The sequence below is a fragment of the Vulcanococcus sp. CPBay_Sum15L08_68 genome (assembly GCF_017855895.1).
GTDB lineage: Bacteria > Cyanobacteriota > Cyanobacteriia > PCC-6307 > Cyanobiaceae > Vulcanococcus.
The window spans coordinates 1-6,188 of the sequence record NZ_JAFMFX010000085.1 but is presented as its reverse complement, the minus strand read 5'-3'; the positions used below and the strand labels follow the sequence as shown (position 1 = coordinate 6,188).

9 protein-coding genes are annotated in these 6,188 nt (G+C 65.9%); 4 read left to right on the top strand and 5 right to left on the bottom strand.

The window, feature by feature from the left end:
- On the top strand, positions 1–1,347 hold a 1,347-nt coding region (locus QZ189_RS10360), incomplete at its 5' end, for an iron uptake porin (protein ID WP_296421711.1).
- A gap of 85 nt (positions 1,348–1,432) precedes the next feature.
- Positions 1,433–2,119: a DnaJ domain-containing protein gene (locus QZ189_RS10355; protein ID WP_296419234.1), complete on the top strand. Its 687-nt coding sequence runs from the start codon at positions 1,433–1,435 to the stop codon at positions 2,117–2,119.
- On the opposite strand, the gene QZ189_RS10350 is transcribed toward QZ189_RS10355, so the two are convergent.
- The gene (locus QZ189_RS10350; protein ID WP_296421709.1) at positions 2,116–2,340 is read right to left on the bottom strand and encodes an NAD(P)H-quinone oxidoreductase subunit O; all 225 of its coding nucleotides are present in this window, start codon (positions 2,338–2,340) and stop codon (positions 2,116–2,118) included. The genes QZ189_RS10355 and QZ189_RS10350 overlap by 4 nt on opposite strands.
- A 90-nt stretch (positions 2,341–2,430) precedes the next feature.
- Here QZ189_RS10350 and QZ189_RS10345 point away from each other — a divergent pair, with 90 nt between their 5' ends.
- Positions 2,431–3,360, top strand: coding sequence for a TIGR01777 family oxidoreductase (locus tag QZ189_RS10345; protein WP_296421708.1), 930 nt, complete (start codon positions 2,431–2,433; stop codon positions 3,358–3,360).
- On the opposite strand, the gene QZ189_RS10340 is transcribed toward QZ189_RS10345, so the two are convergent.
- From QZ189_RS10340 to QZ189_RS10325, 4 genes are read right to left on the bottom strand one after another with little or no spacing between them, the layout of a single operon-like run.
- Positions 3,329–3,604, bottom strand: a complete 276-nt coding sequence (locus QZ189_RS10340) for a hypothetical protein (protein WP_010313244.1) — start codon at positions 3,602–3,604, stop codon at positions 3,329–3,331. The two genes, QZ189_RS10345 and QZ189_RS10340, sit on opposite strands and share 32 nt — an antisense overlap.
- The gene (locus tag QZ189_RS10335) at positions 3,597–4,820 is read right to left on the bottom strand and encodes a lipid-A-disaccharide synthase-related protein (protein WP_247476941.1); all 1,224 of its coding nucleotides are present in this window, start codon (positions 4,818–4,820) and stop codon (positions 3,597–3,599) included. The genes QZ189_RS10340 and QZ189_RS10335 overlap by 8 nt, the downstream gene beginning before the upstream one ends.
- Positions 4,820–5,242 carry a hypothetical protein gene (locus QZ189_RS10330; protein ID WP_010313241.1) on the bottom strand — a complete coding sequence of 141 codons (423 nt, stop codon included), beginning with the start codon at positions 5,240–5,242 and terminating at the stop codon, positions 4,820–4,822. Before QZ189_RS10330 ends, QZ189_RS10335 begins: the two co-directional genes overlap by 1 nt.
- Positions 5,243–5,290: 48 nt before the next feature.
- Positions 5,291–5,686 carry an iron-sulfur cluster assembly accessory protein gene (locus QZ189_RS10325; protein ID WP_010313238.1) on the bottom strand — a complete coding sequence of 132 codons (396 nt, stop codon included), beginning with the start codon at positions 5,684–5,686 and terminating at the stop codon, positions 5,291–5,293.
- A gap of 95 nt (positions 5,687–5,781) precedes the next feature.
- Here QZ189_RS10325 and QZ189_RS10320 point away from each other — a divergent pair.
- On the top strand, positions 5,782–6,188 hold a 407-nt coding region (locus tag QZ189_RS10320; protein ID WP_296421707.1), incomplete at its 3' end, for an FAD-dependent oxidoreductase.

The window sequence follows — 6,188 nt, the reverse complement described above, 5'->3', positions numbered from 1 at the left end:
GTGACCGACGAGCTGAAGCGCCTGATGAAGGAATTCGAGCGTGAGCTCGCCATCACCCGCGGCCGTGTCGATGGCCTTGAGGCCAAGGTTGGTGAACTGCAGGCGACCCAGTTCTCCACCACCACCAAGCTGCGTGGTTTCACTCGATTCGTTGTTGGTGCGAATAGCTTCACCGGCACGAATACGGCCGCTGGTGATGTAGGAACTCCCTACACAACGGCGTTTAAAAAAGCGAATCGTGGTGCCACCACGTTTAACTACGACCAGCGCCTGTATCTCGACACCAGCTTCACCGGTAAGGACCTGCTGCGCACCCTCTTGCGTGCCGGTAATTTCCAAGAAAGCGCCTACAACTACGGTCTGCTCAAGCTGGATCCGGCCTTCCAGGAACAGGCTGGTGCCAACGTTGTTGGCGTGAACCGTCTCTTCTACGCCTTCCCTGTGGGCGAGAAGCTCAAGTTCAACGTCGGCGCTCGGGTGCGGATTGACGACCCCGGCATGCTCGCCATCGGCGTTCCCTCGGTCTACAAGCCGGGTCTGCTGGACTTCTTCACCCGCGCGGGCTCACCGGGCGTCTACAACAAGAGCGGTTTCGGCGCCGGCTTCGGTGGCACCTACAAAAAGCTGCTTGGCATCAAGGGCCTCGCCATCAGCAGCAACTACGTCTCCGCTGATGGGTCCGACGGCAACCCCAGCACCGGCGGCATCATGACCAATGGCTCCAACAGCGTCTCGGTGACGCAGTTGGGCTACCTGGGTCAGAACACCCCGCTGATCGGTGGTAACTACGCCATCGCTGCGGCCTACACCTATGCCCAGAACTCCAAGCTGCACCGCGCCACCCCCTACGGCTTCGATGTCGGCCGCACCGGCGCCAACAACAGCTATGGCGTCAGCGGTTACTGGATCCCCGAGAACACCGGTTGGATCCCGACCGTGAGCCTCGGCTGGGGTTCCACCAACTCGGAGAACGCCACCTTCCGCGGTATCCCCTACCGCACCGACAACTGGGCCAAGACCCAGTCCTGGATGGTCGGTCTGCAGTGGAACGATGCGCTGCGCAAGGGCAACAAGGCCGGCATGGCCGTCGGTCAGGCCCCCTACGTGAGCGACAACGGCGGCGGCTCCATCGGCACCGTCGCTGGCGCCAGCACCCCGATGGACTCCAACACCATGTGGGAGTGGTGGTACGAGTACCAGGTCTCCGACAACATCTCGGTCAAGCCGGCGCTCTACTACATCAACAACCTCGACGGTCAGTACGGCAAGGTCAACACCAGCAGCGGTGCGTACAACGCCAAGGACAACGTCTTTGGCGGCCTGGTGATGACCACCTTCCGCTTCTGATTGTCCTCAGAGCACCCCTGGCCCTCCGCCTTTGGCGGGGGGCTTTTTGCTGTTTAAGGATGGGTGCAGCTCTGGCCTGAGATGCATGCCCCAGTCCGCCCGCGATCCCTATGCGGTGCTCGGTGTGGCGGCTTCAGCCAGTGGCGCGGAGATCAAGGCGGCCTACCGGGCCCTGGTCAAACAGCACCACCCCGATGCCGGGGGCGATGAAGAGGCGATCCTGGCGATCAACGCGGCCTGGGAGGTCCTGCGGGATCGGGAGCGCCGCGCTGAACATGACCGCCACCGCGTCGTCAGCAGCCATGAATCCACGGTGCGCTCCGCAGCGGCGGGCCGGGCGGCCCGCAAGGCCACGGCGGAATCAGCCCGCGGTGATGAGGCCCTGCTGCTCTGGTTGCAGACGGTCTACGGCCCCATCGACCGCTTGCTGGGTCAGGTGATCAATCCCTTCCCTGCTGAATTCAAGGCGCTCTCGGCCGACCCCTACGACGACCAGCTGATGGAGGCCTTCTGCAGCTACCTCGAGCAGAGCCAGGCCAAGCTCGAGAAGGTGGAGACGCTCTATCGCTCCATGGCCGCACCGGCCTCAGCCCAGGGCTTCAGCCTGAGCGTCTACCACTGCCTCTCCCAGGTCAAAGACGCCGTGGTCGAACTGGAGCGCTACACCATGGGCTACGTCGACAACTACCTCCACGACGGCCGCGAGATGTTGCGGGAAGCCAAGCAACGGCGCACGCGGCTGCAGGCGGAGCGCCGGCGACTGGACCTTTAGTTGAAGGCTTCCAGCTGATCCAGCCGCAGCCAGACATCGGGCACCGGACGGCGATAGCGCAGTTGGGCGTAGTCCCCCTGCACCAGCAGCACCTCAGCCGGGCCCTCGAAGAGGTAATTCGGAGCGGTGGTGTCGCTGGCCTTGGACTCCAGGCTGCCGCCGTAGGCCGCGCGATTCACCTTCACCAGGGCCCCTTTCTTGATGGAGGGCGCTTCGGCCATGGCAATGAGGTCGGGTAGCCGCCAGGCTAGTTCCCGCTCGGAGATCCAGAGGGTCCCTAGCCTTGGCCCCAGTTCAAGGGCTCTGGGCGCGTGCGGATTCTGCTGGTGGGGTGCAGTGGTTTTGTGGGCCGGGCCCTGGTGCCGCAGCTGCTCGCGGCGGGCCATCAATTGGTGCTGCTCAGCCGCTCCAGTGCACCTCTGGCGGCCGTGCAGTCCCCCCAACTGCAGCGTCTTCAGGCGGACCCCGCTCAGGCGGCCACCTGGCAGTTGCCCGCGGTGCAAGAGGCCCTGGCCTCCAGTGAGGCGGTGATCAACCTGGCGGGTGAGCCCATCGCCGAGAAGCGTTGGAGCGACGCCCACCGGGCCCTGCTCAGCAGCAGCCGCATCCACACCACCCGTGCCCTGGTGGCTGCCATGCAGGCGCTCCCCGAAGGCCAGCGCCCCAAGACCCTGATCAGTGGCTCGGCCATCGGCTACTACGGCACCAGCGAGACCGGGCGCTTCAGCGAAACCAGCCCCGCGGGCAGTGACTTCCTGGCCGGTCTCTGCCAGGCCTGGGAGAAGGAAGCCGAGGCGGCCTCAAGCTTTGCTCGCGTGGTGATTCTGCGGATCGGGATTGTCCTCGGCGCCGACGGCGGTGCCCTGGGCAAGATGCTGCCGGTCTTCCGGATGGGCTTTGGCGGACCGATTGGCAACGGCCAGCAGTGGATGAGCTGGATCACCCGCCAGGACCTCTGCCGCCTGATCGCCGAGGCCCTGGCCAATCCCGCCTATCAAGGCGCCTACAACGCGGTGGCCCCAGCCCCCTGCAGCATGGCCCGCTTCGCGGCGGCCCTCGGTCAGGCCCTCGGGCGCCCCAGCCTGCTGCCGGTGCCAGCGCCGATCCTGCAGCTGCTGCTCGGCGATGGCGCCAAGGTGGTGCTCGAAGGTCAGCAGGTCCTGCCGGAGCGCCTGCAGCAGCAGGGTTTTGTCTTTGAAGACGGGGAGCTCAGCGCTGCTCTCGAGCGCGCCACCACTTGAGCGCCCAGCCCAGGATCCCGCTGAGGATCGCCGCTCCCATCAGCAGTCCGATGGCTGGGGTGAAGAGCGGCTCCCAGAGGGTCTGAAACAGGTTCAGGGGCGCCTCAATGCCGCGGCTGTGGCAGACCACCGCCACCCCAAACCAGATGGCGCCGGCGATCACCACGAAGACGTCCGCCACCAGCACCGCATCCAGATAGCCCTTGAGGCGTTGGCCGGTGCTGGGTGGGGTCGCTTCAGCCATGGCGCTGCGCCAGACGCTCCAACAAATCAGCGCTCATCTTGGCGGCACCGCCGCCGCTGCCGATCCGCTCCTCGCCAAGCTGCCGCAGTTCCTCATGCCAGCGCTGATCGCTCAGCAGCCGGTTCAGCAGTTGCTCCAGCAGCTCAGCGGTGCCCCGCAGTTGCGCCTCGCTTCCCCCACTGCCGGGGGCACAGAACAGTCCCGGCCCCAGCAGACGCCGCTGGGCCTCCGCGAAGTTCTCGGTGAATTGCGGCCCCTCTCCGACGAGCTGCAGCACCGGCTTGCCCAGCCCGACGCACTGCTCGGCGGCGGTTCCGGTCATCGAGAGCAGCAGGTCGCACTGTTGGATCACGGCGGCGAAGCGCCCCCATTCCAGTTGCAGGTGCAAGGGGCCCCGCTGCAGGCTGCAGCGGCTGCTGCTCTCGAGCTCCAGACGCCAGCCCAGGCGACTGGCCAGGGGGGCGACCTCCTGGGGCGTCAGTTTCCCCACCAGGGCAGCGTGTAATCCCAGCCGTTGCGGCGGACGCAGGGCTTCAGGCAGGCGCTCGAGCACCCGCAGCATCAGCTCGAGGTTGTGCAGGGCCTCCGGCAGGCGGCTGCCGGGCAGCAGCCCCAGCCGCTGGCGCGGGGCACCGGCGAGGCCTTCGCTGGCGCCCAGGGCCCCATCAAAGAAGGGGTTGCCAAAAAACTGCACCGGCCGCTGTAGCTGTTCACTGAGGTCGCTGGCGGTCAACTGATCGCGGCTGTAGATCGCCAGCGAGCGCTTGGACTTCAGGCAGCCTCCGCAGGGCCAGGGCAGCTGCAGGCGTCCCTCGTAGTGACTGGAGTAGGCCACCAGGTACGTCGCCATCGGCCTGCGGCTCAACCAGGCCGCCAGCACTGGGATGACATCGCCCACCACCAGGATCAGGTCGTAGCGATGGCCAATGCGCAGCAGCAGCAGTAGCCGGCTGAGCAGGTAGAGCACCTGCCCTTGCACGACCTCGGTGATGCGTCCGATCAGGCTGGTGTAGCCCAGGCCTCCAGTGCTGTATTCGCGGGTCTTCCCCCGCGTGGTGATGCCCGCCTGGACGTAGGCCTGGCCGTGGCCCACCAGGGGCAGGGCTTCAACGCTGCAGCCCTGCTGTTGGAGCGCTGTTCCGATCAGGGCGCCGCTGAGGTCTTCGCCGTGGCCGTTGCTCAGCAGCAGAACGCGCCGCTGACCCTGCTGATCCATCAACCGTGCAGCCAAGCTTTGACCTTCTGCAGGGCCTGCCAGTCGGGGCGACGGGCCAGGCCATCGGCGATGGAGTTGTCCAGTTCTTCGCCGATCTCAGGGGCCATCAGCCGCACGCGCTGCACCAGTTCGATGTGCTCTCGAACGCCTTTGACGTTGTTCTCGAGCATCGCCAGGCTCAGGTTGATCCGGGCCTGGGGGTCCTGGGGGTTGAGCTTGACCGCCATCCGGGCCGAGCGCAGGGCCGTTTGCGCCTGGTTGTCCAGCAGTTGCAGCCAGGCCAGGCAGGTCCAGCCCGCAGACAGCCGAGGGTCCTGTTGGGTGATCTCCTGGAAGCTGGCGATCACCTCAGACAGCGGAGCGCCCTCGTTGTAGCTCTTCAGGGCCTGCTCAAACAGAGAGGGCGCGTCAGTGGCGGTCATGGCGGAGGGCGTGCCGTTTCGTGAGCTCAGATTCGCACCCGAGGGGGATCAGACCGCGAAGGAGCTGCCGCAGCCGCAGGTTTGGGTGGCGTTGGGGTTGGTGAAGTTGAAGCCACCACCGATCAGCGCGCTGGAGAAGTCCAGCTGCATCCCATAGATGTAGAGGAGGCTCTTGGGGTCGCTCACCACGGTGAAGCTGGGGGCGCCGCTGGGCTCGTAGATGTAGCGCTCATCGTCCTCGCGGATCTCGCTGCCATCGATGAAATCCATCGTGTAGCTCATGCCGCTGCAGCCGCCGGAGCGCACGCCGACGCGGAGCACCTTCCCCTCCCCTTGGGCCGGAAGCAGGGTCGCCAGCTGCTTCATCGCCGGCTCGGTGATCAGGATTCCCTTGCCGTCCTTGCCGGTGTGGGTCGCGACTGGAGTGGCGGTCTCGCTGGTCATCGGGGCCATGCCTATGCCCCCACTGTATGGAGGCTCTCCTCCCCCTGCCGAGACGCCCGTCTCCATAGAGTCACCCCATTCGTGGGAGAACAAGGGTGCGGGTCGCCATCGTGGGTGCGGGTCTGGCCGGATTGGCGGCGGCGGTGGATCTGGTGGAGGCTGGCCACCAGGTGGACCTCTATGAGGCGCGCCCGTTCATGGGCGGCAAGGTCGGCAGCTGGGTGGATGACGGCGGCAACCACATTGAGATGGGCCTGCACGTCTTCTTCTTTAACTACGCCAATCTCTTCGCCCTGCTGCGCAAGGTTGGGGCGATCGACAATCTGCTGCCCAAGGACCACACCCACCTGTTCGTCAATTCGGGTGGGGATCTGCGGGAGCTGGATTTCCGCTTTGCCCTCGGCGCACCTTTTAACGGCCTGAAGGCCTTCTTCACCACGCCGCAGCTCGACTGGCTGGACAAGCTGCGCAATGCCCTGGCCCTGGGCACCAGCCCGATCGT

Excerpts from the sequence above, each read along its gene's own strand:
- QZ189_RS10355 (WP_296419234.1), top strand. The coding sequence starts at position 1,433 with ATGCCCCAGTCCGCCCGCGATCCCTATGCGGTGCTCGGTGTGGCGGCT.
- QZ189_RS10350 (WP_296421709.1), bottom strand. The coding sequence starts at position 2,340 with ATGGCCGAAGCGCCCTCCATCAAGAAAGGGGCCCTGGTGAAGGTGAAT.
- QZ189_RS10340 (WP_010313244.1), bottom strand. The coding sequence starts at position 3,604 with ATGGCTGAAGCGACCCCACCCAGCACCGGCCAACGCCTCAAGGGCTAT.
- QZ189_RS10335 (WP_247476941.1), bottom strand. The coding sequence starts at position 4,820 with ATGGATCAGCAGGGTCAGCGGCGCGTTCTGCTGCTGAGCAACGGCCAC.
- QZ189_RS10330 (WP_010313241.1), bottom strand. The coding sequence starts at position 5,242 with ATGACCGCCACTGACGCGCCCTCTCTGTTTGAGCAGGCCCTGAAGAGC.
- QZ189_RS10325 (WP_010313238.1), bottom strand. The coding sequence starts at position 5,686 with ATGACCAGCGAGACCGCCACTCCAGTCGCGACCCACACCGGCAAGGAC.